The organism is Pseudomonas saponiphila, from assembly GCF_900105185.1.
Taxonomy (GTDB): Bacteria; Pseudomonadota; Gammaproteobacteria; order Pseudomonadales; family Pseudomonadaceae; genus Aquipseudomonas; species Aquipseudomonas saponiphila.
Window position 1 is genome coordinate 3,626,177 of record NZ_FNTJ01000001.1, and the last position, 25,137, is coordinate 3,651,313.

24 protein-coding genes are annotated in these 25,137 nt (G+C 63.2%); 11 read left to right on the top strand and 13 right to left on the bottom strand.

Annotation, left to right across the window (positions count from 1 at the left end; translation table 11 throughout):
• Positions 1 to 74 precede the first annotated feature (74 nt).
• The 8 genes from BLV47_RS16765 to BLV47_RS16800 all read left to right on the top strand — a co-directional run bounded on the left by BLV47_RS16765 (position 75) and on the right by BLV47_RS16800 (position 8,984).
• Positions 75 to 1,106, top strand: a complete 1,032-nt coding sequence (locus BLV47_RS16765) for an efflux RND transporter periplasmic adaptor subunit (protein WP_225984323.1) — start codon at positions 75 to 77, stop codon at positions 1,104 to 1,106.
• Between the two features lie 24 nt (positions 1,107 to 1,130).
• A complete protein-coding gene (locus tag BLV47_RS16770; protein WP_003092293.1) occupies positions 1,131 to 4,235 on the top strand; it encodes an efflux RND transporter permease subunit in 3,105 nt (1,034 codons plus the stop codon).
• Between the two features lie 80 nt (positions 4,236 to 4,315).
• Positions 4,316 to 4,663, top strand: coding sequence for a DMT family transporter (locus BLV47_RS16775; protein WP_038421338.1), 348 nt, complete (start codon positions 4,316 to 4,318; stop codon positions 4,661 to 4,663).
• A gap of 15 nt (positions 4,664 to 4,678) precedes the next feature.
• Complete coding sequence (locus tag BLV47_RS16780; protein WP_000837791.1) at positions 4,679 to 5,299, top strand: DUF3313 family protein; 621 nt, start codon at positions 4,679 to 4,681, stop codon at positions 5,297 to 5,299.
• Positions 5,296 to 6,453, top strand: coding sequence for an MlaE family ABC transporter permease (locus tag BLV47_RS16785; RefSeq protein ID WP_000063629.1), 1,158 nt, complete (start codon positions 5,296 to 5,298; stop codon positions 6,451 to 6,453). The genes BLV47_RS16780 and BLV47_RS16785 overlap by 4 nt, the downstream gene beginning before the upstream one ends.
• A gap of 5 nt (positions 6,454 to 6,458) precedes the next feature.
• Positions 6,459 to 7,271 (top strand): ABC transporter ATP-binding protein, encoded by an 813-nt coding sequence (locus tag BLV47_RS16790; RefSeq protein WP_024944155.1) that lies wholly within the window; start codon positions 6,459 to 6,461, stop codon positions 7,269 to 7,271.
• A gap of 91 nt (positions 7,272 to 7,362) precedes the next feature.
• Positions 7,363 to 8,292: an MlaD family protein gene (locus BLV47_RS16795; RefSeq protein ID WP_000433686.1), complete on the top strand. Its 930-nt coding sequence runs from the start codon at positions 7,363 to 7,365 to the stop codon at positions 8,290 to 8,292.
• 92 nt (positions 8,293 to 8,384) lie between these two features.
• A complete protein-coding gene (locus BLV47_RS16800) occupies positions 8,385 to 8,984 on the top strand; it encodes an ABC-type transport auxiliary lipoprotein family protein (RefSeq protein WP_003124411.1) in 600 nt (199 codons plus the stop codon).
• Between the two features lie 66 nt (positions 8,985 to 9,050).
• Here the strand turns inward: BLV47_RS16800 and BLV47_RS16805 are convergent, their stop codons facing one another.
• The 9 genes from BLV47_RS16805 to BLV47_RS16855 all read right to left on the bottom strand — a co-directional run bounded on the left by BLV47_RS16805 (position 9,051) and on the right by BLV47_RS16855 (position 16,509).
• The gene (locus tag BLV47_RS16805) at positions 9,051 to 11,054 is read right to left on the bottom strand and encodes a relaxase/mobilization nuclease domain-containing protein (RefSeq protein ID WP_000132148.1); all 2,004 of its coding nucleotides are present in this window, start codon (positions 11,052 to 11,054) and stop codon (positions 9,051 to 9,053) included.
• A 448-nt stretch (positions 11,055 to 11,502) separates the two neighbouring features.
• Positions 11,503 to 12,090, bottom strand: coding sequence for a S26 family signal peptidase (locus BLV47_RS16815; RefSeq protein WP_003092304.1), 588 nt, complete (start codon positions 12,088 to 12,090; stop codon positions 11,503 to 11,505).
• Positions 12,087 to 12,644 (bottom strand): DUF2840 domain-containing protein, encoded by a 558-nt coding sequence (locus tag BLV47_RS16820; RefSeq protein ID WP_023093372.1) that lies wholly within the window; start codon positions 12,642 to 12,644, stop codon positions 12,087 to 12,089. Before BLV47_RS16820 ends, BLV47_RS16815 begins: the two co-directional genes overlap by 4 nt.
• Positions 12,641 to 12,904, bottom strand: a complete 264-nt coding sequence (locus BLV47_RS16825) for a hypothetical protein (protein ID WP_000147048.1) — start codon at positions 12,902 to 12,904, stop codon at positions 12,641 to 12,643. The genes BLV47_RS16820 and BLV47_RS16825 overlap by 4 nt, the downstream gene beginning before the upstream one ends.
• Positions 12,901 to 13,539 carry a ParA family partition ATPase gene (parA, locus tag BLV47_RS16830; protein ID WP_003092312.1) on the bottom strand — a complete coding sequence of 213 codons (639 nt, stop codon included), beginning with the start codon at positions 13,537 to 13,539 and terminating at the stop codon, positions 12,901 to 12,903. Before parA ends, BLV47_RS16825 begins: the two co-directional genes overlap by 4 nt.
• A gap of 241 nt (positions 13,540 to 13,780) precedes the next feature.
• Positions 13,781 to 14,626, bottom strand: coding sequence for a replication initiator protein A (locus BLV47_RS16840; RefSeq protein WP_022652188.1), 846 nt, complete (start codon positions 14,624 to 14,626; stop codon positions 13,781 to 13,783).
• Positions 14,627 to 14,652: 26 nt separating this feature from the next.
• Entirely contained in the window at positions 14,653 to 14,937 is a 285-nt protein-coding gene (locus BLV47_RS16845) for a helix-turn-helix transcriptional regulator (protein ID WP_001247107.1), read from the bottom strand.
• Positions 14,938 to 15,048: 111 nt separating this feature from the next.
• A complete protein-coding gene (locus BLV47_RS16850) occupies positions 15,049 to 15,819 on the bottom strand; it encodes a DUF2285 domain-containing protein (protein ID WP_003092318.1) in 771 nt (256 codons plus the stop codon).
• Positions 15,820 to 16,161: 342 nt separating this feature from the next.
• Positions 16,162 to 16,509, bottom strand: a complete 348-nt coding sequence (locus tag BLV47_RS16855; RefSeq protein ID WP_016487838.1) for a DUF2958 domain-containing protein — start codon at positions 16,507 to 16,509, stop codon at positions 16,162 to 16,164.
• A 287-nt stretch (positions 16,510 to 16,796) separates the two neighbouring features.
• Between BLV47_RS16855 and BLV47_RS16860 the strand changes: the two genes are divergently transcribed.
• On the top strand, positions 16,797 to 17,090 hold the full coding sequence (locus BLV47_RS16860; RefSeq protein WP_006379425.1) for a helix-turn-helix domain-containing protein: 294 nt from the start codon (positions 16,797 to 16,799) through the stop codon (positions 17,088 to 17,090).
• Positions 17,091 to 17,402: 312 nt separating this feature from the next.
• On the opposite strand, the gene BLV47_RS16865 is transcribed toward BLV47_RS16860, so the two are convergent.
• From BLV47_RS16865 to BLV47_RS16890, 4 genes are all read right to left on the bottom strand, one after another.
• Positions 17,403 to 17,717, bottom strand: a complete 315-nt coding sequence (locus BLV47_RS16865) for a DUF736 domain-containing protein (protein WP_001273857.1) — start codon at positions 17,715 to 17,717, stop codon at positions 17,403 to 17,405.
• A 775-nt stretch (positions 17,718 to 18,492) separates the two neighbouring features.
• Entirely contained in the window at positions 18,493 to 18,702 is a 210-nt protein-coding gene (locus BLV47_RS16880; protein WP_022580212.1) for a hypothetical protein, read from the bottom strand.
• 61 nt (positions 18,703 to 18,763) lie between these two features.
• Entirely contained in the window at positions 18,764 to 20,833 is a 2,070-nt protein-coding gene (locus BLV47_RS16885; RefSeq protein WP_000994919.1) for a ParB/RepB/Spo0J family partition protein, read from the bottom strand.
• An 80-nt stretch (positions 20,834 to 20,913) separates the two neighbouring features.
• Entirely contained in the window at positions 20,914 to 21,741 is an 828-nt protein-coding gene (locus tag BLV47_RS16890) for a DUF932 domain-containing protein (protein WP_003092327.1), read from the bottom strand.
• Positions 21,742 to 22,256: 515 nt separating this feature from the next.
• Here BLV47_RS16890 and BLV47_RS16895 point away from each other — a divergent pair.
• Positions 22,257 to 23,711 (top strand): AAA family ATPase, encoded by a 1,455-nt coding sequence (locus tag BLV47_RS16895; RefSeq protein WP_244168893.1) that lies wholly within the window; start codon positions 22,257 to 22,259, stop codon positions 23,709 to 23,711.
• Between the two features lie 57 nt (positions 23,712 to 23,768).
• Complete coding sequence (locus tag BLV47_RS16900; protein WP_010793081.1) at positions 23,769 to 25,073, top strand: IS1380-like element ISPa33 family transposase; 1,305 nt, start codon at positions 23,769 to 23,771, stop codon at positions 25,071 to 25,073.
• Positions 25,074 to 25,137 lie beyond the last annotated feature (64 nt).

Consider the following 25,137-nt stretch of genomic DNA (forward strand, 5'->3'; position numbering starts at 1 on the left):
GCACACTATCCATTTCGACTCTGCTCTCAGGGTGCGGAAACTCGCAATCCACCGTATCCGAGCCTCCGCGCGCAGTGAAGCTCGCCGCCGCGCAGTCGGATCTCCCGCATAGCTCTCGCATCGAATTGACTGGCTCGGCGCGAGCAACCGAGCGCAGCATCCTAGGATTTGAAACAGGAGGACGGATCGCCAAGTTGAACGTCGACGTGGGTGAACGGTTCTCCCGCGGCCAAGTCCTGGCAGAACTTGATGCGCAACCTGACCGGCTTCGCGTGACACAAGCGCAAGCATCCCTGGCGGCCGCCGAAGCCGGCCTGATGGATCGACGTGTACAGACAGATCAACAGCGCCGGTTGCTCGAAAGCGAAGTCATCTCCCCTGCTGCGTTCGAGAGCGCGAAGGCGCAGCTAGCGGTCGCAGAGGGTCAAGCGCGCACTGCCAAGGCGGCGCTTGGCCTGGCCGAACGAGCACAACGTGGCACGATGATCGTCGCTCCTTTCGATGGTGTCGTGGCGGAAAAGCTGGCTTTGGCGTTCACCGACATTGCTGCTGGTGCGCCGGTATTTCAGGTCGACGGCGTGCGCAGTGGCACTGAGATCATCGCGAACGCGTCTACTACACAGGCACCTCACATAGATGTCGGCCAACGCGCAGAACTGAGCTGGAGCGGAGCCGAACAACCAATCCGAGCGGTGGTACGTCGTGTCGGTCTGCGCGCCGAAAATGGCTCGCTCCTACCCGTGGTGCTAGTGCCTGAAGATAACGCGCAAGCGCGCGCACTTCGGCCAGGTATTCCCGTACAGGTCGTGCTCGACGCACCTGCGGCAACCTCCAAGACCTCTCGGCCCGAGACTGTATCCATACCTTATGCCTCGCTGGTGCTCGGCACGAAGCCGGGCGAGGCTTCCGTCTTCGTCTACACCCCTGAAGATAAGAAGGTGCACCGTCGCGCGGTGCGCTTCACGCCGGTACAGGAAGGAGACAGCGCGCGCGTCCTCGCTGGACTCAAGCCCGGCGAGACGGTGGTTGCCGCCGGAGGAGGATGGCTCACCGATGGACAGCCAGTGACACCACTGGAAGCCACCACTCAATTGACCAAGCGCTAACGCGATCCACCAGGTTACTTCATCATGAAGATCACCGAGATGGCGCTGCGCGCCAGTCGACTTACCTACTTTGTAGCGCTCATCATTTTCGTCGCCGGCATCGCGACCTTCCTGAATTTTCCTTCTCAGGAGGAGCCGACTGTCACGGTCCGCGATGCGATGGTCACGGCGTTGAACCCGGGGCTGCCCGCCGAACGCGTTGAGCAACTCATTGCCCGGCCGATCGAGGAGCGCTTGCGCGAACTGGCAGAGGTCAAGCGCGTGACGAGCACCGTGCGCGCAGGCAGCGCCATGATCCAGGTCACGATCTGGGACCGCTACACCGACTTGGCACCGATCTGGCAGCGCGTCCGGGCCAAGGTCGCCGATTCGAAGGATGCCTTACCACAGAGCACGATGGGGCCTTTCGTCGACGAAGACTTCGGCCGCGTCGCGGTTGCCTCGATTGCGGTCACTGCACCAGGTTACTCCATGAGCGAGATGCGCGTCGCGCTCAAGCAGATGCGCGACCGCCTGTACACCGTGCCTGGTATTGAGCGCATCACTTTCTACGGCCTGCAGGAAGAGCGCGTCTATCTCGAATTCGATCGGCCTAGGCTCGCGCGATTGGAGCTGACACCACAGGGGGTGATCGACCAACTCGTCAAACAGAACGTCGTCGCTTCGGGTGGACAAATTGTTGTCGGCGGCATCAATGCAACCTTGGCGGTCAGTGGCGAAGTGCGTGACGCTCCCTCCCTGCGAGCAATGCCGATCGCGCTGCCACGACCGCAAAGTAGTACGGCGCCCGTGCCGACGATCGCATTGGGTGAACTGGCGCAGGTGAGTGTGCGGCCAGCCGATCCGCCGGAATCTGCTGCCATCTACAAAGGCCAGCCCGCTGTCGTCATGGCGGTTTCGATGGCCTCCGGTCAGAACGTGGAGCAGTTCGGAAAAGCGCTCAAAGCACGGGTTGCAGACCAGGAGAAGCTGCTGCCGGCGGGTTTCGATCTGTCATACGTCACTTTCCAGGCCGATGTCGTCAAGCACGAGATGGGCAAAATGAACCACGTCATGATGGAGACGATCATCGTCGTCCTCGGTGTCGTCGTGCTATTTCTCGGTTGGCGCACCGGGATCATCGTGGGCATGATCGTGCCGTTGACGATCCTCAGTGCACTCATCGTCATGCGCGCGATGAACATCGAGCTTCAGAACGTCTCGATGGGCGCCATCATCATTGCGCTCGGCTTGTTGGTGGACAACGGCATTGTGATTGCCGAAGACATCGAACGCCGCCTGGCCGGTGGCGAAGATCGTAAGCATGCCTGCCTCGAGGCGGGCCGCACGCTCGCCATTCCGCTGCTCACGTCCTCGCTCGTGATCGTGATCGTGTTCTCGCCGTTCTTTTTTGGCCAGAACGCCACGAGCGAGTATCTGCACAATCTCGTGGTCGTGCTGGCACTGACGTTGTTCGCTTCGTGGCTGCTGTGCCTGACTGTCACGCCCCTATTGTGCTACCACTTCGCCAAACCCCATCACAAGCAGGAGCAGGGCGACGCCTATGACACCCGCTTCTACCGTGGCTACCGGCGCGTACTGGAGTGGGTGCTCCACCATAAGGCGGTCTATGTAGCGTCGATGATCGCGGCGCTTGCCATTGCGCTGTATGGCTTCACCACCCTGCCGTACGATTTCATGCCCAAGTCCGACCGGCTTCAGTTCCAGATTCCGGTGCAGCTCGCCCCCGGTACCGACTCGCGCGAAACGCTCGCCCGCGTGAAGCAGATCAGTGGTTGGCTGGGCGACACGAACATCAATCCAGAAGTCTCCGATCACATCGGCTACGTCGCCGATGGTGGCCCGCGCTTCATCCTTAGCCTGAATCCACCACTGCCGGCATCGAACATCGCGTACTTCGTTGTCACATTGAAGCCGAAGAGCGACATCGACGCCGTCCTCGCCCGCACCCGCAGCTACTTTGCGCAAGCACATGGCGACGTGCGCGCCGAGCCCAAGCGTTTCTCGCTCGGTGCGACCGAGTCAGGGACTGCCATTTATCGCGTCAGCGGTCCGGATGAGGAGGTATTGTTGGGGGCCGCGTCCAAAATCGAAGCAGCGCTGCGCAAGCTGCCCGGCACCATCAACGTCAAGAACGATTGGGATACGCGCGTTGGCCGCATCGACGTACGGGTCGACCAGGACCGCGCGCGTCGGGCGGGCGTGACGACTGAAGACATCGCTGGCGGGCTGGATGTCCGCTACAGCGGCAGATCGATCTCGGTTATTCGCGACGGTGACACCTCCGTCCCGATCGTCCTGCGCAGTATCGTAAGCGAGCGTCGCAGCACGGCAGACGTAGGCGCGACGCTCATCTATCCCACCAACGGCGGTCCAGCGGTGACGCTGGCTCAGGTCGCAGACGTATCGCTCGCGAGCGAGCCCTCGGTCATCCAACGGCGCAATCTCATCCGCACGATCACCGTGCAAGGACAGAACACCTCTTACACCGCCCAGGAGATCATCAACCGCCTGGCGCCTAGCGTCGCTGCCCTGGACCTGCCCGCGGGCTACTCGGTTGAACTTGGCGGCGAGATCGAGGAAGCCGCCGAATCGAACGCCGCGCTGTCGACCTACATGCCCCTCGCATTTCTGGCGATGCTGATGCTGTTCGTATGGCAGTTCAATTCTTTCCGCAAGCTCGGTGTGATCCTCGCGACGATCCCTTTCACGCTTATCGGCGTGGTATTGGCTCTGAAGCTGACCGGCACACCTTTCAGCTTCATGGCGACCTTCGGCGTACTGGCCCTGTTCGGGATCATTGTCAACAACGCCGTGCTCTTGCTGGAACGCATCGACCAGGGGCTAGCGGAAGGCCTGCCACGCCATGAAGCCTTGGTTGGGGCCGCGATACAACGGCTTCGTCCAATCGTGATGACCAAGGTCACCTGCATTTCGGGACTGGTGCCACTCATGCTCTTCTCCGGACCATTATGGAAAGGGATGGCGATCGCGATGATCGGTGGGCTGGCACTCGGAACGCTGGTGACGTTGGGCTTGATTCCGCTGCTTTACGAAGTCCTGTTTGGAATCAAGCGAATTGGGCCGTGGAACCTGAGTGTCGCCACCGCGCATGGAGATCGCTCATGAGTCTCTTGCGAGCCGCCGCGTGCTGCGCATTCTCAGAATTCGTATGCACCCACGCTTCATGCGTATGTCTCGCTAGGCTTATGCGATTCAGCACCCATCCGCTGATCTGGAAATCCTGGTCGATTGTCATTGCCGCAGGGGTTCTAGGAGCGGGCTATCCACTGGGCCTGCGGGCCATCACGGCGGGCGGTCCGATGCGCTGGGTCGGCCTCTGTGTGGCAGTGACGTGCATGGCGGCCAGCGGCGCACTTTTGTGGTTCGCGCTCAAGCGGATTCCGATCAGCGCGGCCTCTGCAGCCTGGGCAGGAATCGGGCTACTTGGAAACTTGGGCGTCGGCGCCCTCCTACTAGGCGATGTCGCATCGGTAACGCGCTGGTCTGGCACCGCCCTCATCGCAGCAGGCATTGCCTGTCTTAGTTTCGTTTGATCAAGGAGACCCATTATGAAGAGCAAAACTGCATTGATCCGCGGCGGCATCTTTTTTTGCGTAGCAGGCGCGCTCTCTGGATGCGCGACCAACAGCATGACGCGCTCCGGATTTCTCGGCGACTACGAGAAGTTATCGCCGACACGATACGAGAACGTACTGATGTACCGCGCAGCGGGATTCGAGCCCAAGCGTTATGCCGCTGTCGTGGTGGAAGAAGCGCAGATCAAGACCGCCTCGGGTCGCATCGATGGGCTCGATGACGCGCAGCAGCGCGAAGTGCTAGACCATGTGACGAGCGAACTGAAACGCCAGGAAGGCAAAAGTCCCGCCCCCCCAGGTGGCGCGGGACAGGTTCGGGTGCGTGTAGCGGTCACCGAACTGCAGACACCGAATCGGGCAGTCAATGCAATGACGACCCTGCTGGTTGGACCCGTGACGACGGGTGGTGCCAGCCTAGAGTTCGAAGCAGTCGATTTAAGGACGGGACGCCGGGTTGCTGCCGCCAGTTGCTTCGAGCGCGGCAACGTCATTAAAGAGTTCGCCGGTTCGTACACATTGCTGGGTCATGCCAAAGCGGCGATCACGAACTGCATCGAGCGCATCGACAGCGCTTGGCGGGACACGCAGCCATGAGCAACGCTTCACAGGCTTGGCTCCGGCAGGATGCCATGGTCGGCGGTGATCACAAATGGCTGGCGGGTGGCGACTGGACGATAGAGCACTACGCCAGTCTGGCAAAATCCGTGTCCGCCGCCCGCATCAGTCATGCCGAGGGGTACGCCACTCCCTTACTCGACTGGACGCAAGTCCAGAGACTGGACACCGCCGGCGCGGCTCTGCTGGTGGAAATTCTCGGGCCAGACTCGATACTCGACCGGCCGGAGGCAGCTCCAAATCTGTCCTCGGATCGCCTCGCCCTAATGAGAGCGCTGGCCGCCGCTGCTACCGATCAGCAGAAGACGGAGAAAGCAGCGGTGAGCGGGAATCCTCTGCTCCGCGGTCTGGGACGCATAGGCCTGACCTTGGAACAGGGCTGTCGTGCGTGTCTTGGTCTGGCCGGGTTCGTGGGCCAGATCATCGAAACATGGAGCCGTACCGTTCGTCACCCGCGTCGCTGGCGCGCGACCTCGGTGATCGCTCAAATCCAGCGATCAGCGGTGGACGCCATTCCCATCGTGGCGCTACTGAGCTTCATGGTAGGAATGGTGGTGGCGTTCCTGGGAGCAACGGTGCTGGCCAACTTCGGTGCGAGCATCTTCTCGGTGCATCTGGTCGCCTTCTCGTTCATGCGCGAGTTCGGAGTGCTGCTCCCGGCCATATTGATTGCAGGCCGTACCGCAAGCGCGTACACCGCCCAAATCGGTTCGATGAAGGCAAATGAAGAGATCGATGCGCTTCGCTCCAACGCGCTCGACCCCATCGAGTTACTGGTGCTGCCACGCGTGCTGGCGCTTCTTGTGTCCTTGCCACTGCTCACCTTAGTAGGCATCTTGGCTGGCATTGCGGGCGGCGCCACCGTATGCGCACTGAGCTTGGAAATTCCTCCCGCACAGTTCCTTGCCATCGTGCAGGAAAAAATCGAGGTGCGCCATTTTCTTGTCGGAATGAGCAAGTCCCCGCTCTTCGCGGTGATGATCGCCGCTATCGGCTGCCATGAAGGGTTCAAGGTCGCCGGTAGCGCTGAGTCGGTAGGCGACCACACGACGTCTAGTGTCGTGCAATCAATCTTCATGGTGATCCTGATAGACGCCATCGCTGCACTGTTCTTCATGGAGATGGGCTGGTGAGCGCGGTGAAGCAAGACACCGACAACGGTGTGCGACACGCTATTGAAGTGCGCGGCCTGGACAACAGGTTTGGAACCCAGCAGGTCCATCAGGACCTAGACCTGGACGTGCGGCGCGGGGAAATCCTTGGCGTGGTGGGAGGGTCAGGCACCGGGAAATCCGTGCTCTTGCGTAGCGTCGTCGGGCTGCAGAAGCCGCATTCGGGCGTGGTCCGTATCGGGGGGCGCGACCTACTGCGAGCCCAATGGCTTGCGCGCGCGCGTATGGAGCGAAGGTTCGGCATTCTGTTCCAGAAGGGCGCGTTGTATTCATCGCTGACCGTCTTGGAGAACGTCGCTCTTCCTTTGATCGAGCATGTCGGTCTGGCGCGGCCTCTTGCCGAGCGTTTGGCAAGAAGCAAGCTGGGCTTGGTGGGGTTGCCTGCCGGAGCGGGAGACAAGTATCCGGCCTCGTTGTCCGGAGGCATGGTGAAACGAGCAGCACTGGCGAGAGCCTTGGCGCTTGATGCGAACATCCTGTTTCTTGACGAACCCACCGCAGGACTGGATCCAATCGGGGCTGCATCTTTCGACCAATTGATTCTGACCCTGCGCAATGCACTGGGCCTCACGGTGTTTCTGGTAACCCACGACCTCGATACGCTGTACACCATATGCGACCGTGTCGCGGTCCTGGCGAACCAGAAGGTACTCATCAACGACGGCATCGAGGCAGTCGAGCGCTTCAAGCACCCGTGGATACAGGAATACTTTCACGGCCCCCGTGGCCGTGCGGCCGCACAGGCCACTGGTGCTTCCAGCCAAGAGACGCAGCCATGAAACCCCTCCGCATCTGCATCATTCTTCCGTCGCGCACGCATTGGGCTGGGCGCACGCAATATTTAAACTCTGAGAACGAGGTGGTCTGATCATGGAACCACGTGCCCATCATGTATTCATTGGTCTGTTCGTCGTGCTGCTCGGTGCGATTGGTATTGGCTTCGCGCTTTGGCTCAGCGACACACGTTCCGACCACGATTACCAGTATTACCGGATTATGTTCGATGAGCCAGTGACCGGGCTTACGCCCGGCAGCCAGGTTCAGTACAGCGGAATCACGATTGGCGAAGTCGTTGCACTTTCTCTTTCACCGCGAGACCCAAGGCGGGCGATAGCGCGCGTACGCATCAATGCCACCATCCCGGTCCGGCAGGATACCCGCGCTGAATTGGTCATCACGGGAATTACCGGCAACGCGGTGATCGAGTTGAGCGACGGTGGGCCAAACGTGCCATTGCTGGATCGGAGAGAGGACGAGGAACCGTTGATCCTCGCACCACGTTCGGCGATGGCATCCCTGGTCTCCGGTGAGGGGAACAGCATGACGACACTCAACGGCATCTTGCTGCGCACGCAGGAGTTACTGTCGAAGGAGAATTTGGCTCTTGTGCACCGCAGTCTGGTGAATCTTGAACAGACCACGGGCGCGGTCGCTGACCAGAGGGCCGAGATCGCGACGTTAATCAGCAATCTGACCGAAGCAAGCAGAGAATCGACAGCTGCCGTGCGCCAAGCAAATAGCACTCTTCGCGATGCCAACCTGCTACTAAATAACGATGGTAAGCAAATCATGGTGAACACGCGTGATGCAACGGCATCCCTCGAACGCGCCGCTTTCAGGGTTGAGACGCTACTGCAAAACAATCAGGAATCGCTGAACCAGGGCTTGGCCGCCACAGGTCCTGCCATGCACGAACTCCAGCAGGCGCTGGCCAATCTAAACACCGTGCTGCGCCGACTGGATCGCAATCCGGCGCAATACCTGCTCGGTGGAGAGAACATTGAGGAAACCAAGCCGTGAACACTTCCGCCAGGATGATTCCCGTCGCTGCCGTGACTATGACGCTAGTACTCGGCTTGTCCGCGTGCAGTGTGCTTCCCAAAGCAGCTCCAATGGTCACCTACAAATTGCCCGACTATCACATCGCCCAGGCGGAGAGTACGCCGCGCGCCGTTCCGGGACCCGGGGCGCTGCGCGTCTACGCCCCTGAGAGTAGTCGCGTCCTGGATTCGGAGCGGCTGTTCATTGCGCAGCCCGATGGTCGCTTGTCGGCTTGGCAAGGAGTGCGTTGGGCCGACCCCGCACCGGTGCTGCTGCGTGACCGAATCGTCGAAGCCTTCATGCGCGATGGGCGGTCGACTTCCGTGATTACCGATAGCACCCCAATGAGCGCCGATATGGAGTTGCGCAGTACGCTGCGGGCGTTCCAGCTCGAATACCGCGGCACTGAAGCGATCGCCGCGGTTCGGCTCGATGTGCAACTGGTCGATCCGGCCAAACGGACTGCTATTGCCAGTAGACGCTTCGAAGCAATCCAAGCCACAGGCAGCAAGCGAGAGGCCGATGTGGTGAGCGCGTTCGGTGTCGCCACGGATATATTGGCCGGGCAGATCGTTGAATGGGCAGTTCAGGTCGGGGCAGCGCGTTTGCGAGTTGCACCGGAATTGGCAAGCAACCATGCACCCACAGCGTCGTCGATAAGCACAGACTAGTCGTCTTAACGGAGCACAGAAGCTAGGGCCAAAACGCTGCTCGACACCTTAACTCGGTACGACAGCCTACGGCCCCGATCCAATCCCAGGACCTCTTTGCCGTCCAACCTCCCATGACACACCGCCGCCGCGTACAGTCGCGGCGATCTGCTGCCCCAGTCGTGGCTCGATTATCGGCCGCCAAGGCACCAGACTGAATCCCATGCCGTCATCGAGCAGCGCATAGCGACCGCTGGCGAGCATGACCGAGCGCCGGTAGATGCCGGCTACGCGCTGCCCGTCTGTGACGTGCCGATGCTCCAATCCGCTATCGGCGGCAATGTGCTGGGCGGCCTGCGCCAGCTCCCGATTGCGCAGCGTTTCCAGCAGATTCCGGGAGAGAATCAGCCGCTGCCCGCGCCGCTGGGCCAGCCCCTGTTCTTCGAGGAAGTCGGCGCGCTGCTGCAAGGCTTGCCTAGCATCGCCGCCAAAGCCCAGGTCGCCCAGTCCCTTGCCGCCGCCGATCAACTGCTGATCCAGCCAGGTCGCGCCGATGACGCGGGCCTGCCGTTCAATCGGCAGATGCGATTTCAGTTCGACCGCCACGCCGCCCAGCCGCTGCGCGTCGTACTGGCGGCCACGCTCGGCCAAGTCGTCCGGCACCTTCCATAACCCCTCGGCCACGCGCTCCACGATGCCGGCCCGCCGTAGGGCTTCCAGCCGGCGGATATGGGCCGCCACAGCCTCTTGCGGGTCGCGGCCGGGCTTGGCTCGGCCTTGCTCGATCGCCAGGTGGTGATCGGTGCGGTACAGGCCATTGCTCGCCAGCGTGGCGATGTTCTTGTCGGCCGCCCGCACCTCGGCGGAACCGCGTACCTCCACCACCGCGCCGATGGGATAGTTCGCCAGCTCGTCGCGGGCGTCCAACGCGACGTAGTGGGCTTTGCCGTCCAACCCGTCGATGACCAGATAGCCGCGGTCGTGCAGCTCGTCGGCCAGACCCTTAGCAGCCACGCGACCGACGATAGTGCGGCCGTCGTCGCCCGGCTCGAACACCGCCAGCTCGCGAGGCTTGCCGCTCATGGCCCGCTGCATCGTTCGGATGATGTCGCCACGCTCGCCCAGGGCACGCAAGGTCTTCTCCGCGTCCGCATGGACGGCCCAGGTGCCGGGCTGCACCTCGTCGGCCAGGCCCAGGCGCTGCAAGTGTTGCAGGCGGCCGATCAGCAGCAGGCGCTGGCGTTGCAGCCGGGGTTCGTTGAAGCGTTCGATCTGCACCCGGCCATCCTCGCCGGCCTCGCGCTGCAACGTGCGGTCGAGGCTCGTCCACCGCTCTTGCTCCACCTCGCGCTGCAAGGTCTGCTGGATCTCCAGTTCGGTGCGCGGCCCCAGCCATTCCGTCGCCAGCTCGGCGGCGCGATGGCGGAAGCCGTGGGCGATGTAGTCGCCCGCGATGATGAGGTCTTTGCCGGTATCGTCGCGTCCGCGCACGATCAGGTGCGTGTGCGGGTTGTCGGTGTTCCAGTGATCGACCGCCACCCAATCCAGCCGCGTCCCCAGGTCGGCCTCCATCCGGTTCATCAGGTGCCGGGTGTAGGTGCGCAGGTCGTCCAGCTCCGCACTGTCTTCAGGTGAGACGATGAAGCGGAAATGATGTCGGTCGTCCTGGCAGCGTTCCTTGAAGGCATCGAGGTCGGCTTCGTCGGTCTGCGGCCCGTAGGCACGGCCCGGCTCGCCGTTCCGGCCGGCACCGTCGCGCTCGATGTAGCGCAGGTGCTTGGCGAGCGACTGCGGACTGGCGTTGCGCTGGTTGACCAGCAGCGTCTTGATGGTCACGCGCCGTGACATAGGGGTCAGCTTTGCGCCTGCGAAGCGCGCCGCCGTATGGCCGCGTCCAAGCCGTGAGCCGGGCCGCTGGCCGGCGTGCTGGCCGCTCCCGCCAGCGGTAGGACGGCGCACCGCCGACTTGCCGCCGCTGGCCTTGCCAGCCTGCTTGAGCACCTTGGAAACGAAGCTCTGGCCCTGGCCTTTGCCTCGGTTCTTCGGCGCGCCAGGGCGCACCCAGAAATCATGGTCGCCGCGGTCGGTCATGGCTGTGCTCCCTGCAAGCTCCGGCGTGTCCGAGCGTGCGAAGCACGCGGACATGCCTGCATCGGCGCGTGCCTCGCGCCCCACGCGGCACGGCGGCGAAGCCGCGCCGTGCCGCGCCACCCCCACGTGCAGACTGGCTTTGCGGGCGGCAGAGTGCCGAACCCTTTTGTCTTGCCTTCCGCCTTTGCCCCTCGCTCCCGCTCCGGGCATCGGCGGCCCGGCGGCGCTGCTGCACGAGCAGCCAGCCCGCCGGCGAACACGCCAATGGCCGCAGGCCAGGCGCGTTCGAGGCAAGACGCCTGCACGTTGGGCGGCTGCGCCGAAGGCAGCGCGAAGTGCGGTGCGAATGCACCCGCACTGCACGCGCGACGACACGGCGACGAACAGTAGAACGACATGCCCGATGGCACGATGAGAGGCGCGGCAAAGTGCAGCGAATCGGCGGCCATCATGGACGTGTCTCCAGCCAGATCGGATGCGCAACGCCGATCACGGCGAACGCGCTGACCGGCCCGAAATAGCGGCTGTCGAACGACGCCGGGTTGGTCGCGCTCAACAGGAACAGTTCGCCCGGTTGGAGACGGCGGCAAAGCTGCAAGGATGGCAGCGGCCGGCCCAGCCGGTCGGCAGGCAGGGCGGCGGCCACCGGCACGCCGTCGATGCGAACCTGGCCGGCGACGATGCAAACGTGTTGTGGCGCGACTGCGCCCACACGTTTGAGCAGCGGAACGCGGGTCGGCAGGTAGCCGCGCTGCGCAGCCAGCATGGCGGCCCTGTCGGGCAGCGGCATCAGCACGATGCTGTCCACGGACAGCGGACGTGGCCGCGAGGCGGTGCGCGGGTCGAACGGTTCGATGCGATACCAACCGACCGCCACGCTGTCGGACGGGTTGTAGGCCATTCGCGGCAGGGGCTGCACGAACGCCGCCCAGGCCAGCGCAGCGAGGCCGACGGTGGCGAAGCCTGCCAGCACGAGGCGAGCGCGCAGGCGCGAGCGAGGATGCGGCACGGGGCCGGTCGTGGAAATCGTGGTCATGGCAATGCCCTCCCGGCCAGCCAGGCGGCGTGCCGTTCTGCGGTGTATGTGGGTAGCGCCGAGCGCGCTGCGAGCCGGTTCGCGAGCGTGCGCCAGTACGCGGGCGATGTGTCTGCGGCTGCGATGCCCAGCGCCTCGATGCCGTCGATGCGTTCCAGCACGGCGCGCACGTTGGCATCGCCTTCGGCGTGCAGCAGCAGACGCGCGCCCGGCTGCACGCCGGGGATGCGCTGCACGGCGTCCAGCGGCGTGGCGGTCTGCATCACCATGAGCTGCCAGCGGATCGTGCCGTAGTCGTTGGCCTGCCAACGGATGCGGCACAGAACCGCGTTCGGCAGGAACACGGCGCAGCGCCGCCAGCGGTCGAGCTGGAGCGTGCGCGCCGGTTCGCCGAAGCGCAGGTAGAGCTTGAAGCGCGGTTCGATGTAGGCCAGCGCCACGCGCGTCAGCGGCACGTTGCCGGCCTGGCCGGCGAGTGTCGAAGGCGCCGGCGGCGGCGCAGCCGTGGGCGCACTTGCTTTGGGGGTGTGGGCGGTCGAAGCGGATGCGTTCACGGCGTGCCCTCCGGGGGAAACTCCCGCTCCAGCAGGTCGCGCAGCAGTTCGGCTACGGTCACGCCTCGCGTGAAGGCCGACACCTTGATGCGCGCCCGCATGGCGGGCGTGATGTCGAGCGTCAGTCGAGCGGTGTAGAGGTCGCCTTTCTGCACGGCATCTGCGTCGCCCTGGCGAATCCACGCTTCGGCGTGCGGATTCGCTGGGGGACGCGCACCGATGCCGACGCGCTTGCTGCGTGGTGGTGGCTTCCCAGTCATGTCGGCCACCGCAGCAGTTCGTCGGTGAGCGCGGCGATCTCGCGGGCAGCGGCGCTGTCGGGCGCGGTTTCGCGGGCGAGCCGGCCAGCGGCTACGCTGTCGGCAAAGACGATGCGCTGGTGGATCTCCGAGCGCAGCGCGGGCAGCGGCTGTTCGGCCAGCGATTGCCGTGCCTCCCTGCCGATGATGGTGGTGCTGACGCGCCGGTTGATGACGAAGGCCGCGCGCAGCGCTGGCCGGAACACCTGTGCTTCGCGGATCAGTGCGACCATCTCGGCAGAAGCCCATACGTCGTAGGGGCTGGGCTGCACGGGGATCAGCACGCGCTCGGCCGCCAGCAGCGCGGAACGCGCGAGGGCGGCGATGCGCGGCGGGCCGTCGATGATGATGTGATCGGCCCGCCTGGCGAGTTCTGGCGCTTCCTGATGCAGCGTTTCGCGGGCAAGGCCCACGGCGCTGAACAGACGGGGCAGGCCCTGCTGGCTACGCCGCTGCGTCCAGTCGAGCGATGACCCCTGCGGGTCGGCATCCAGCAGGATGACATGCAGGCCGCGCATCGCCAGTTCGCCGGCGATGTGCGTGGCGAGCGTGGTCTTGCCGACGCCGCCTTTCTGGTTGAGAAACGCGAAGATCATGGCGCGGCCCTCCGAGCTGGAAAGCCGGCCTGGCCGTGCCGTTTCGTGGTTGTCCACCGAAACGGCGCGCTTCTACTAAAAGTTATGTATTTCTTGTTAGGTAAGTTAGAGGGAACGCAAACCCGCGCCGTTGTTGGCTTTCCGGCGTTTTCGTACTCCTGATAGCACGAGGGTCGTACTCCTGATAGCACGATACCCGGTACTCCTGATAGCACGAGGCCGTCCACAGGTTCTCCCGCAGTTATCCCCGTGCCGCGTGCGGCACGGGCCGGAAGGTCAGCAGCTCGGTGTTGTCGTCCGGCATCCGCTCGATGCCGAGGACGTAGCCGGGCAACGACTGCCGCGCCACCAGGGCGCGCACGTCGTAGGCGAAGTCCGAGAAGCGGGCCGCGCTGCCGGATTTGCGGTACAGGTGTCGGAAGTCGAATTGCCAGCCGTGCTCCTGCCGCCCGCCATGCTTGCGCACCAGGCGGTACAGCCAGCGTTCGATACCGCCCTTCAAGCGGAAATAGGCCGGGTCGATGGTCAGCACCAGGGCGGCGTCGAGCACGCCGGCATAGAACCAGTCCGGCAAGATCAGCTCGATGCCCAGCGGGGTGCCGCTGGCGTCGGCGAGTTCCTTCCACTCGTTGATCCACGAGAAGCGATGCAAGCGCCTTCCCGTGGTTTCGCGGATGGACGTGGCCACCGTGGTCGATTGCAGCCGGTCGAGGGCGGCCTTCAGGCGCTGGTAGTCGTTGAGGGACGTGCCGCGCCCGATGAAGCGCAAAATCTCGTAAGGCGTGGCGCGTATCCAGCGCGACGGGCGCAGGCCCGCGTCGCGCGCCTCCACGATCTGCGAGGCGGCCCATATCAGCACGTCGGCATCCCATATCGTTGCGATGCCGTGCTCCTGCGTGCCTTCCACGCGAATGGTGACGTTCCCGCTGCGGAAGTCGATCGGCGCCGTGCGCCGCGACTTGGCAAGCGAGAAGAACGGAAAGGCCATCAAGTCCTGGGAATCGCGTGGCGCCATGTCGCCCGGCAGCGCGCGGAACAGATCGAGCTGTTCGCGCTGCGGCAAGGCTTGCCCTGGCGGGCTGGACATGGCGAAGGCCACCCACGCGCCGACGATCAGCGGCCATCACGGTAGTCGCCCGCGTGGCGCTCGGCGTATTCGGGATCGGACGTGGCCTCGTAGCTGCGCTGGTCGGCCCAGGCATCGAGGTCGGACACCGCGTACATGACGCGGCGGCCGAACTTGCGGAACTTGGGGCCGCCGCCGATCACCCGCTGCTTCTCCAGCGTGCGCGGCGACAGCCGCAGGTAGTCGGCGGCTTCGTCGTTTGTCAGGTAGCGTTGAGGCTGCGAGGTCGCAGTGACGGCAGCGGCGGCAGGCCGCGAGGGAGCAGGTCGCATGGGATGTACCTCCATCAAGCCCGGCCACACCACGCGGCCGGATAGAGGCACTCTCAAGAAAGCAAGGCTTCTTGCTAAGGGACGATTCGCACGGGTCGAGAAACGTCCCCCCTAATGCGACGGGAACATTGGAAGCTGCGCTAGTCGGCGGTAGCCGCCGTGCATCAGCTCATCGCCGCGGCGTACCAGCCGCCGTACGCGGGCACGCAATGCACTGTCTTTGTGCCAGTCGGCCGCGACGGCATCCGCGCCGAACAGACCTTCGCCCACCTCGCGCAAGGAGGCTCCCGCGAGGGTCGCGTCGAGCGCTTGCAAGGTATGCAGTTCCAGCAGCGCGGCGGGCGTGGGGCGGGAGCGGGCTGTTGCCACAGGCGTGGCCACGGTTGCGGCAGATAGCGCATCCAGCTTCGCAGCGAGCGTGCGGTAGCGCGCACAGGGCGTGGCGCAGGCGCGTGTGGCGTAGAGATAGGCCGAACCATCTTCCAGGTCGGGTGCGAGTGCCAGCCGAACGCAGCAGCCTGGCCAATGCGATACGAGCACCAGGCGCTTGCCGTCGTGGGTCAGTTGCTTGCGCCCAGGAATGCGCCAGAACTCGAAGGTATGCGCATCGGGTGGTGGGTCGGCGTCGGGGTATAGCTGCACCACGGCATCGTGATCGGGGAACCAAGCAGGATGTGCGTCGCGCGCATCCAGGCCGGGATCTTCCAGCAGGCGCAGGCCCCAGGCCTGCGCCGCATCAGGCTTGCGACGCCGGCGTAGCCAGTCGCGCCGGTAGCTTGGATTCCTGCGCAAATACTCCCAAGCCAGCGCTGGGCCATCGAGGTGCAGCGTGTAGAGATACGCGGCCGTGGGATACCAGTGTTGGCTGCTGCGGTCAGTCATGGCGAAACCTCCCTGTTTCTGGGAACGTCGCCACAATTCCGCTGTGCGGGAGCTATCGAATCGCCATCAAGTGGTCATCAAACTCGGGTTACGCTTTAACTGCTGGTGTCAAGACAGATTCGCTCCAGTGCATTGCCGAAATCGTCTAAATGCGACGACTGCACCGCCCGGAAATGGGGTGCAGCATTGAACACCGTGCCGAATCTCGCGCCTGGCATCATGACTGTTTTGGTCAGGAGCGCACCACCCTGGTGCAAGCATGCGGATCAAGACTTGCCAGGTCTTGGCTAAGACCGAAATAGTCACAATGCGATACTTTTTGCCTGGTCGCGCTGGAATGCGTCAATCGGTGATCGAACCGTTTTCCTGAGCCAGTCGAACGTATTCCGACAGCGGCCGCGTCGGCTGGAAATACCGATCTCGTATCACGGGCTGCTTGAGCGGCCCGACGATGGACGCCAGATCGGACAGCTTCACCGTCGCCAGGGCAGGCATCCCGATCCCGAGGTCGATCAGGCCGTAGGCCGTATCGCCATCGGTCGGATCGAGCGCGGCCAATAGCCAGGTCGCATGTGCGTCCGGTGTGAACAGGCGCACCACGGGCAGCGGGTCACATTCCTGGCCTGCGGCGCGGGTGAGGCCGTGGGCCAGTAGGTGCACCCGGTCTTCCTCGGTGACAAGCGTGGTCAAGGCCGCGCCCCTTCCACGAACACACGCAATCGCCGAGGCGCATCTGTGCCTGCGGACGGATGCACGTATGCGCAAGCGCACGAAGCCGCAAAAGCGGAGAGGCACGAAGGCGTATTGGTGGAAGTCAGGAAAGACACGGATGCGGTTCCCTGGGTCTGAGGAAATCCGCAGATGCGGATCTCCGTAAAAGCACGGAAAAGGAAAACATCACCACCAAATGAACACTATAGATTGTAGTCCTATAGGGCGCAATGGGCTGTCATCTTGGTTTTTTGGGGAAACCATAGGTGGCAGCGAAGAACTCATTGGCAGCGGCGATTCGGACGGTAAGGAAGGCGCGTGGTTTGAGCCAGGAAGCGTTCTCCAACGTGTCCAGTCGCACCTACATGAGCACGCTGGAGCGCGACCTGAAAAGCCCAACCATCCAGAAGCTGGCCGATCTGTGCGAGGTCATGGAAGTGCATCCGCTCACGCTGCTCACATTGGCTTATGCCGGTGACAGCACCCGCGAAGCTGATGAATTGCTGGCACAGGTGCGCCAGGAACTCAGGGCGATATTGGAAGAGCCCGACACGCCTTAGCGCGTTGGCGTGTGGTACTGAATTGCAGCAAGCGGAGCGCGCAGCGCCGCAGGCGCGAAGGCGTGAGGGATTGAAGCCGGATGGCCGTGACGGCTTGCCGGCACGGGGCGAAGCCCGAAAGCCCGGCGGCGCTTACAGCGCCGACACGCCACACACCGCTCGTTGACACGGATTGCGAGCCACAAGGCACGCATGCAGGCCCGCCGTGACGGGCGTATCCAGCACGCGGCAGCAGCAGAAATCCTGCGCGTGCGGTGCTGCGATCAGCAGCATCGCGCCCCGCCGCAGTGGGCGGGACGCGGTAAGCGGCTGTCAGGCCGCCTTCGGCTTGTTGCGCGACCAGATCAGGTCGTGCGTGCCGTCCTCGTTCTCGATCAGGCGGGCATAGACCGTCGCCGGGAACGAAGGGTCGTCGATGGATACGGACAGGTATTCCCGCCCGGCCTCGCTGGTCTTCTTCCACGCTGCGCCGACTTCGTGGCCAGCCGCTTGCAGGTGGAAGTCGGGGGCGTTCTCGGTGTCGCCCTTGTCGTTGGGAACCAGCTTGACCTTGACGTTGAGCGTCAGGGTGCGAAGCGTGCCGGTGAAGCCGTCTTTCTCTGCGGTGAAGGTGCCGATGTTAGCCATGATGTTTCTCCTTTCGGGTTGAACAAGGTCGCGCCAGTGCGTCCTTGTTGTGATCCGGCCGGCGGGGGATGGGCTGGTCGCACCGCACAGCGGTCGCAACAACGTGGAGAACCTGGAAGCGAAAAGAATTTGTCCCGCGAGGAATGCGCGCAGCGCAGGGGAAATTGTTTTCGCTGCAAGGTTGCGGCCATCAAGCACAAGGCGCAGCCGCGCCACCGCCAGGATTCACAACAAGACAAGGACGCACAGGCCGCCCGCTCCCGAATGGAGACGTGGCCAACTCGGCATCCCCGCGTGACGGCTGCACCGGCTTGCGCCCTGACGCGGGCCAGGTCAATGCCCCGACGACAAGGCCAGAGCGCCCCTGCCGCAGCTCACGGCCACATACTGAGGCGTGGTGTGGAAGCTCCATAGAAGCGAGGCTGGGCGGCGTGTCGGTGAACCGTCTTTCGTGACGTACAGACAACGAACCGCCAGCGTCGGGGACGGCACGCTTTCGTGCAACCTGCCGCAGCAAGCCGGGGCGTAGCCACACCAGCCCCGCCCATTGCGGCGGGGCTCGGTCGAATCGTTGGCGGCGCGATGCGCCGCCACACTTGCTGGCTTCGTGGATTTCGCGCACGAGCGCCCTTGTGCGTGGCCCCATCGCCGCCTGTCCGAAGGCGGCGATGGGGCGTTTTGGCTTTGAGCAGTGAAACCGGGCGCGGCCACCGCCGCGCCCGGAGTTTTCGACCACCGGCCCCAAGGCGGCACGGCTTGGGGCCGGTGCGGCTCGTTATTCCTTGGTTTCGATGATCCACCACACGGCGCGCGGCAAGGCGCGGCCCGTGAGGGGATGCAGATCGGTCAGGTCGGCGCGGGCCGTCCAGCCACGCGGCGGACGGTAGCCGCGCACGTCGCCGTCGCCGTGCCAGCGGCGGGCGCGCACCGTGCCGGAGGCATAGGTCGCAGCTATGCGGGGGCGGTTTGCGGGTTGGTGGGTCATGGCAGGCATCCTCAACATGAAGCGCCCCGGCCGGAACCGGGGCGCTATCTACGGTGCGAAGTCACGCGGCCAAAGCCTCGGCCTGCGGCTGGTCATCCGCCACGGCGGCCACTTCTTCCTGTGCTTCGGCTTCGCCATCCGCCGGCGCGTCCTGCCCGGTCTGCTGCGGGCCTTCGGAGCGGAAGATGGCGGGCATCCAGCCGGTGCCAGCGGCCAGCCGTTCGGCTTCGCTGGCAATGTCGCCCTTCTTCAACTTCGCCAGTCGGGTGACGTGCGAGGGCGCGAACCCGCCAACGGCTTCCAGAATCGCGGCCTTCGGCACATGCCGGAAGTAACCCTCATTGGTGGGCTGCCACCACGCGGCCATATCCAGCCCCACGGCCTGCGCCAGTTCCGCGCCGGGCTGGTGCGGCGTGGCGCGAGGCGTCACCACGTCCACCGTGGAAGCTAAGCACACGGCCAACAGCCGCACCAGTTCATCCTGTGATTTCGCCAGCAGCGCGGCGAACAGTTCGGCGCTGTCCTCCGGCAAGGTTTCGCCTGCCACCTGTTGCAGTTCGCGCAGCGCCACGGCGGCGGGTGATTCCGGCCAGTCCGGGGCCATGCCTTCCAGCCGGTCTTGCACCGTGAGGCGCACACCCAGCGGCAGGTCGTGCCCGTAGTGCCTTTCCTGCAAGACGGTCTGCACCATGCCATGCACCACGGCGGCCAGCGCTGCTTGCGGATGCCGTGCAACTTCGATTTGCAGCGCAGCGGTACGGTGCGCGCTCAACCGCTGCGCCAGTCGGTCAGACATGGCGGCGGTCTTGGGCTGCTCGTCGTCCTCGCCTGCGTCCTCGTTCGCGGCTTCGCCTTCGCTGCCGAAACCCTGCCGCAGCCGCTCCAGCGTGCGCAGTGCCTTGGCCTCCGCTTCGCGCAGCAGCCCGCGATGAATCGCGGCCTGCCCGTCGCGGTCGATGGTGACAATGGCACCGGCTGCGGCCTTCACGTTGGCCGCATAGTCCAGCAAGCCATCTTCCAGCGCCTGCAACTGCTCGCCCAGGCGTTCGCCTTCTTCCTGCAAGGCATCGGCCTTTTCCTCGTCCTCGTCGTCCAGCGCGGCATCCACCGCCTCGGCCAGTTCGTGCAGCTTGGTTTGCAGCTTCTCGATGCGCTGCGCGTCGCGCTTGTTCGGACTGCGGCGTTCCCTTGGCGCACGCTGGAAGGCTTGCAGATCGGCATGGGTCATGCCCGGCGTGGCATCCACCCACGCCCAGCCCTCGGCCTGCACCTTGGCGGCGATACCTGCCAGCTTGTCCTGCGCCAGCCGTTCCAGCAGTGCGGCATCGGTCAGATACACGCCTTTGTCGCCCTCCGCGAACAGGTCGCGGCGGATGCCACCGCCTTCCTGCTCGTAGCCGTCCAGCCCGACAAAGCGCACCAGCGGATGCCGGTAGGCGTCGATTTCGCGTTCGGTCAGGCGGTCGCGCAGGTTGTGCGGGCCGCGCTGCCATGTGGGCGCATCGTAGAACGCGGCTTCCTGCGCAGCATGGTCGTCGGTGATGGCGAGGGCCATCAACTGGTCAAGGCTCACGGCCTCGGCCCGGTAGTCGGCCAGCAGGCGCGGCGACACGTTGGCGAGTTTCAGACGGCGCTGCACCACCAGCGGCGTGACGCTGAAATCCGCTGCAATGTCCTCGATGCTGCGGCCTTCGGCCACGAGCGCGGCGAACGCCTCGAACTGGTCGGCGGGGTGCATGGCTTCGCGCTGCACGTTCTCGGTGAGGCTGGCCGTGCGGGCGGTGCCATCGGCCACCAGCAGGCAAGGCACCTCCCATTCCTTGCTAATGCGGTGCTTTTTCGCCAGCAGCTTCAACGCTGCGAGGCGACGGTCACCGGCCACGACCTCGTAATGCTCGCCATCGGCGGCGGCAATCACGATGAGGTTTTGCAGCAGGCCGACACGCTGGATGCTGGCGGCGAGTTCGGGAATGGACATGCGCGGGGTCTTGCGCACGTTGCGGCCAGTGGGACGCGACACCAGCCGCGACAGCGGAACCAGAATCAGGTTCTTGGTCGGATCAGCGGCTTCCAGCGGGATAGCGGCGGCGGTGTTGATGGCGCGGGCTTCGGTTTGGGTAACGGCGTTCATGGTGATAACTCCTATCGGTTCAGGGATGCAGCAGCGAAGAAAGCGACAAGGGCTGCTGCCTGCCCCTGCCGCGTGGGGATTCAGGCTTTCAACTGGCGCATGCCATCGGCCAGCAGCCAGAGGGCGCGATTTAGTCGGATGTTTTGGTCGATGCCCTGCACCGGGCGGGTTTGCTGTCGGCGCCCGTTGGCGCTGCGGCCACGCAGCCCGCCTTGGGTCAGGTTTTCTTGGGTGCGGTTGAACACGCTCCACAGGTCGGGGCGGCGGTCGTCGAAGCGGCGCGGCATCAGGATTTGCGATTCCGTGATGGGCGCGGGCTTGTCGGGGTCGTCGTACTTGAGGGCGAGCGCGGCGCGGGCGAACACTTCGGATTCGCCATCGTCCAAGGTGATGCCGCGCATGGCATCGCGCGATTCCTTCACCCGATCGAAACCGCTCAAGACTTCGTAAGCCCCCTCAATGACCAGACCGGCCACGTCGCCTTTATGGGGCACTCGCACATCGGCCACGGTGTTGCCGCAGACAAGGCCATTGCTGCACACGAACCGGAACATTCCGGCCAGCATCTGATAGCTGCTGGTGCCGTCGTGCGAGTTCAGCAGCACGATTTCGTTGGCCTCCGCGCCGTTGATCTGGCTGGCATGGCGCAAGCGAATCATGTGTTTGGTGTGCTCGCGCTTGCCTTCGTCGCGCACGCGGGTTTGCGTCACCATGAAAGGCTGGAAGCCTTCTTTGCGAAGCTCGGTCAGCACGGCGGCGGTGGGGATATAGGCGTACCGCTGCGAACGGCTCTCGTGCGGGGCATCCGCGAAGATGGACGGGGCCACGCGGTGAATCTGGTCGTCGGACAGCGGGTAATCGCTGCGCAGCGAGGGGGAGCGGAAAGCGAAACGGGATGCGAGTTGCATGGTCTTTCTCCTGACAAAAGAGGTTTGCTGTTCACACCGCACACCGGATTTCTAGATTCGGAGCCCAGCCTTTCGGCTGTTTGGTGCGGTCGGCACGAGGAACCCGGTTGGCCCTGTTGCCACCGTCTTTCCTGAGTTCATCGCCCGCGCCCAAAGGAGCGCGCGGACGGGGGCCGTCAAGGAGCCAAGCGCAGGGTTGGTGCGGCCCGCAGGCGCAGCCGAGGACACGGCCCTGCGCGCCTTGACGGCACACGGTCGCGGGCTACGGTCGCGGGTAAGGTGATGAAGTCAGGGGAGACGGCTGGACAAGGCAACGGCCATCCCTTTGTGCTGACCGCACGCAAGCGAAGCGCGCAGGCCCGAAGCTGGAAGCCGGGCCGTAGGCGTCAGCGATGCGGAAGGCTGGCGAAGCCAGTCCCGCCAGGGATGAGCGACTAGCGAACCTGGAGCAGCGCGATCCGCGAAGCGGAGACGCAAGAGGACTCTTCGTTTACCATTTGTTTCGCAAGCAAATGATGGGAAAGCAAGAACACGGAGATATAGAGATGATTGTCTGCATCAACCGCCTCAAACAGTTCGGAATCTTCAGCGACTTCAATGGAACGAAGATCCAAAAGTTCGGCCGGTACAACCTGGTCTATGGTTGGAATGGAACAGGCAAGTCAACGTTATCGAATCTATTCTCTTGCTTTGAGCTTCGCTCGATGGTTCCCCGCTTCAGCACGGGCCAATTTTCAGTAGTTCTGGAGGATGGCTCAACGATCACGGAATCCACACTCCACTCATCCCAATTGAATATTCATGTTTTCAATCAACGCTTCGTGCATGAGAACATTGATTGGGACAAATCCGTAAAGAGCATCCTTCTTATTGCGAAAGAGAAGATTGATGACTTGCAGAAGCTGGAGAAGCTGAAGAGCGAGCTTCAGTCGAAAAAGAAGGCTCACGACGACAAGCAAAGCGATATCAAGAAGCAGCGTGAGGCATTAGAGAAGTTCCTGACCAATGCTGCCAAGAAAATGAAGCTTGGACTTCAGGCGATTGATACGAGCGACAGTTATTACTTGAATTACGACCGCCGCAAGCTCTTCAACTTCATACAGAATAACGGCGAGACAATTATCAAGGCGGAGTCGGTTCTTCCAGATGAGAGGGTTATCGACCTTACGAATGCCGCCAAGCCAGATCAGCTTCCAAGCATTGCTTTCGCCTCAACGGCCATTGAGCCGGACTACTTTAAGAAAGCGGCGGGCCGCATCAGAGATTTGATTGGGACTACGGCGGTCAATCAAGCAATCCAGCGGCTGACCGATAACCCGGAAATCCGCGAATGGGTTCAAGCAGGCTTGGAAATCCATAAAAACCACGACTCGCAATCCTGCGAGTTCTGCGGCTCTCCGTTCGCCCAGCTTCGTGCCGAGGCGCTTGCTGCCCACTTCAGCAAGGAGTTCACGGAGTTTCAGAGCCGACTTCAGAACGCGGCGACATGGATTGAATCTCAAGGCGCTCCAGCTAATCAGTTTCCCGCATCGACCGAGTTTTATAAAGAACTATCGGCCGAGGCAGAGAAGCTTCAAAAGGACTACGCAACTGCTGCTGAAAAGATCGACCAGCAAATCGACGCCTGGCGGGAAGCCCTGAAGGCCAAGATCACAGACCCTGGGAAGACAGACATTCAGATCTCGGATGTGGTTGAAGACGATGTCACCAATTTCAATGACATCCTGAAATCGATTGTTGCTCTCGTTGGAAAGCACAACAATAAGACTTCAAATTTCAAATCTGAGACCTCAAAAAGCAAGGTGGCACTGGAGCTTCACTTTGCTGCGGCTGAGGTGCAAGAGTTTGACTATGCTGGAAGTGAGAAGAAGTGCAATGACCTTGAGTCAGAAGCAAAGAACGACCATAAGGAAATTGAAAAAATTAGTCTAGCCCGGATTTCTCATGACCGCATAAACAAAAACGGCTGAAAGCCTTATGATTCTTGTCGCCAAACAAAGCCCCATAAGTCTTCAGCCGCGCACAAAATGCTACCAGAAAAACTCCACTTTTCACCCCTCTCTCGCCGCCTCGTCGAGGCCTCTTTCACCGGTGGTCACATCACCTCGGATGCGGGCTTGTTGCTGCTGCGCGAGGTCGACCGGCAACATGGCTTGACCCGCCGCCTGGCCAAAATCGTTCCCGATCGGCGTGATCCTGGGCGTGTCCAGCATGGACTGCAGACACTGCTCGCCCAGCGTATCTATGCACTGGCCGCCGGCTACGAGGATCTCAACGATCATGACGGCCTGCGCCATGACTACGCGCTGCAGACTGCGGTCAACCGCCTGCAACCGCTGGCCGGCAAATCCACTCTGGGGCGCCTGGAACAGCAAGCCGATCGCGAAACGGTGGTGCAAGCCCATCGCCTGCTGTGGGAGCACTTCATCGCCCAGCATGACCAGGCGCCGGCTGAGATCGTGCTCGACTTCGATGCGACCGATGTGCCGGTGCATGGTGATCAGGAAGGGCGCTTCTTCCATGGCTATTACGACCATTACTGCTTCCTGCCGCTCTATGTGTTCTGTGGTCGCCATCTGCTGGTGAGCTATTTGCGCCCGAGCAACATCGATGGCGCCCGACACAGTTGGGCCATCCTGGCACTGCTGGTCAAGTTCATTCGCCGCTTCTGGCCAGAGACCCGCATCGTGTTCCGCGGTGACGGCGGTTTTTGCCGACATCGCATGCTCGACTGGTGTGACCGCAAGCAGGTGGATTATGTGGTGGGTCTGGCCCGCAACACCCGCCTGCAGCGGATGGCGGCGCCGGCCATGCAAGCTGTCGCCGAGGCCTACCAAGAAACCGGGCAGAAGATGTCCGGCGTGTATCGCTTCCTCTATCAGGCCGGTAGTTGGCGTAGGCGCCGCCTGGTCGTGTCGCGCCTGGAACATGGCGAGCAGGGTGCCAATCCACGCTTCATCGTCGTGTCCCGCTTTGCCGAGGATGCTGCCCAGCAGTACTACGAAGACTACTGCGGCCGTGGCGACATGGAGAATCGGATCAAGGACCAACAGTTGGATCTGTTCGCCGACCGCACCTCCAGCCCACGCTGGTGGACCAACCAGTGGCGGCTGATGCTGTCGGCCTTTGCCTATGTGCTGTTCGAACGGCTACGCGATCATCTCCAGGGCACCGCATTGGCGCGCATGAGCATCCATAACCTGCGCTTGAAACTGCTCAAGATCGGTGCGGTGATCATTCGCAACAGCCGGCGCATCCGCGTGCTGATCAGCGAGGCCTATCCGCATCAGGAACTCTTTGCGGGGCTGGTTGCCCGCCTCAAGCCGACCTGAACAGGCGGGCGCCCCCGGCCCGGCTCAATGGGGGAAAGGGGGCAGTGCGCCCCATACGCGGGAA